The 3,233-nt window shown below is 43.1% G+C and carries 2 protein-coding genes and 1 pseudogene; all 3 read right to left on the bottom strand.

From position 1 onward, the window contains the following. A partial coding sequence (locus LV92_RS21640) for a collagen-like triple helix repeat-containing protein (protein WP_245946456.1) occupies positions 1-521 on the bottom strand: 521 nt, incomplete at its 3' end. A 719-nt stretch (positions 522-1,240) separates the two neighbouring features. Beyond that, complete coding sequence (locus LV92_RS21635) at positions 1,241-2,389, bottom strand: gliding motility-associated C-terminal domain-containing protein (protein ID WP_111625669.1); 1,149 nt, start codon at positions 2,387-2,389, stop codon at positions 1,241-1,243. Between the two features lie 19 nt (positions 2,390-2,408). Next, positions 2,409-3,233, bottom strand: a pseudogene (locus LV92_RS21855) (hypothetical protein); the annotation flags it as partial.

Genomic DNA, 3,233 nt, shown 5'->3' with positions numbered 1-3,233 from the left:
TCGCCAGTAGCTCCTGTTGCACCAGTATCACCAGTTAATCCTTTGTCGCCAGTGGCTCCAGTTGCACCGGTATCTCCAGTTAATCCTTTGTCACCGGTTTCACCTTTGTCACCCGTAGCACCAGTAGCGCCTGTGGCACCAGTAGAACCAGAAATACCAGCAGGCCCCTGCGGACCTGTTAAGTTTGAAGTTGTAAAGTTTGTTCCGTCTGTATAATTGAAAGTAAATGTCCCGTTGCCGTTATCGACAGTAGATTGTATGCCAACGCCGCCGGTTGAAGTTGAACCGCCTGTACAAAGGCTATTCCATTGTGTTCCGTTGTAGAAGAAAACGCATTGCGCATCCGTGTTATAGACCATTGCCCCACGTAGTGGTTTAATGGTCTGCATTTGGGTATTGGAAACTCTTGTAAGTACAAATGCTTTGGTAGTACTTTCCAATTCAACTATGGAAGCAGCATTAATACTGTTTGGATTTTCACCAATTTTTACTTGTGCTGTTGCAAAGGTGCAACTGATCAAGAATACTAGTAGGAGTAATTTTTTAAAGTCCATTCAAAGGAATTGGGGTGCATTGACCTATATAAACCCAAATTTAGATGTCTAATTATGGAATGTTAAAAAAATGTTGTGAACCTGATAAAAGATGTGGTGTACCTATGTTATTGAAAATTAGGGCTATAAAATATGCCTTTGGTCGAATGTTAAAATGAAGGAAGAACCTTACAGAGCGTATAAGATTATTGTAGTTCGTATTTTGATATCCAGGCCAATTAAAGAAAATAATTTTGACAATAATTCTTGGTCAATCAGCTAAAATGACTATCGAATTAGAGCGATAAAAGTTGTGAATCCTTGGATTTGTGGAGTATCGGGGTTTTTAGATGCTAAATGCTAGATATTAGTATTGAGATCCTAGATGTTTGACTCTAGATTTTAAACACTAAATCTCCGATTACTTCACTTGGTGGCTGAGCCTGCCCGTTCCGTTCAGGCGGGCGTAGCCGAAGCCACAACTTACAATAGCCTAAGGGACACTGGATTGGACACGGCAGTCACTTCGACATGAGCCCTTCTTCGGGCGATTGAGAAGTCGCACATGTTTGGTCGGAGCCACTTGTGTGATTTAGCTCATGACATCCTCATTTACCGAGTATTCGTGAACCTTCGGTTTCTCACTTCCGTTCGAAATGACTCCTACCCCTTTCAACTTAAACTTTCAACATTGAACATTCAACTTTTTAGTGTTCCAAATACAAGAATCCCTGATAATTTAGTTTAAGATCTTTCATGGCTATGATATAGAAATAGATCCCATTGGGCAATCCGGCTGCACGGTTGATGACCAAATTGTCCACATTGGAGTAGCCGGTGAAACCATTGGTATAATTGTCTTCCTCATATACTTTTTGGCCTTGGCGGTTAAAAATACTTATGGTATCGTCATCCGAGAGTTCCAGTTCCTCAATGTAAAGGGCATCGTTTACACCATCGCCATTGGGGGTTACCAGGTAATTGTCCAAGGTAAGCAATTCCTTGGCCGTGGCTTCAGAAGCAAAGGTGATTATGGCATAATCGTCCGGCACAAAATTTTCAGAAATCAAAAACCCCTGTGTTAGGTCGCCCACCACGGAAGCAGCGCCCAGATTTACCCAAGATCTGCCCGCAATGCTCCAACCCACGGGAATAATCTTGGCCACATCCTCGGTAAGGGCCGCTATATTGCTACGTTCGTTCCAACTGATCTGAATGGAAGACGAAACACTGCCTTCCAAATGCCAAAATTCTACCTCACTGATATCGCCCATGGTCCTAGGTTTTTTGGTGGGGTCAAAACTTTCCGGGAAGGTGGTAGGGTTAGTGGGACTTTCCCTATAATAGGCACATTTGGCAAAGCTGTTGGTGCCGGTACTATTAAGGGTCAGGGACCGTAATTGTTCCGAATCGCCCACGGGAAAAATAAAATTTTGTTCGTTATTGATGGTGACATAACCATCTACCTTGGAGAGGTCGCTTTCGCCCACATAAAAGGCATCCTGCAGAAAATTAAAATAGATGTCCTGTTGTTGCCTTGGGGTAACAAAATTGCCCGCTATAAAATTGGTGTTGGAGCTAACACTCATGCCTGTGTTGAGCATAACTCCGTTGTCGTTGGCAATCTCGGTATCGAAGAAAACCGGCATAAAGGCGCCCGAAACACTGATCATGCCACTGCCATAAAAACCGGCTAGGCCCAAATTCTGGTCAAAGGAAGCATTGTTGATGAGGTTGGTATGAAAGCCTATCTGCCCCTGCTCGTGGATACGGATGTTGCCACTATTGTACAGGGCCGTTTGGGCCTGAATCTCTAGGGGTAGCAACAACGCGAGGATGTAGATGAGGTTTTTCATGTTTTTGGGACCCATGTCTCTAGTCCTTATTTTTTAATAGTGCCTTAATTTCTTCCATGTCCTTGCGGAGCGACAGCAGTTCTTCGGACAGGGATTCGTTTTCTGTCTTAAGTTGATCTATCTTCTTTTCCTGCTCTATGGTATGTAGGAACAATTCTTCTATTTTTTCTAGGTTTTGTAGGTTGGACTGACTCAAATTCCAAATGCCATCCTGTTTTACTTCTTCTGCGGATTTAATTCCTGGCAAGTGATGATACTCCTTTACAAAGGCCTCAATTTGCGCCAAGGTTTGAAAATCATAACTTTCTTTTAAGCTGGATTGGCCTAAAAAGTATTTTTGAAAGACGTAGTCTGCGACCACAGTATTTCCATTCATTAGAATATCTGCTTGAACGCTAAGACCACCAGTTGTGGTGATTCCTTGATTGAAAATTGGGACAATTTTAGATCCCGCAATATTGGCTGTTGATGAAATATCTATATTCGCTATAGTGCCGTCTAAAATCTTATCCGTGGTTACTGCATCATCTTTAAGTTCTGATTCTCCAACAGAATCGGCGTCCAATTCACTGGATCCTATTGCATCCGGAGCTATGTCGCCTTGTCTTATTGAGTTTACGGCAATTGCACCTCCTGGTCCACCAGAAACCGCACCTGCAGCTATTTTTGATGAAGTTATTGCATTGTTGGCTATTACTGTTGCATTAGGTGGACCTGATACGTCACCAGCAAGATCATTGACTGAAAATGTTGTTCCTGTGAGTGTCAGTCCTGCCCCTGCGGAGTAGGTAGTATCGTTGTCAGTGTTATCGGCGAAGCCAGCCGGTACATTGATAAGTGTTGT

Origin of the sequence: Arenibacter echinorum, from assembly GCF_003259375.1 — a bacterium.
GTDB lineage: Bacteria > Bacteroidota > Bacteroidia > Flavobacteriales > Flavobacteriaceae > Arenibacter > Arenibacter echinorum.
The sequence above is the reverse complement of the archived record's forward strand: the minus strand, read 5'-3'. Positions and strand labels throughout refer to the sequence as shown.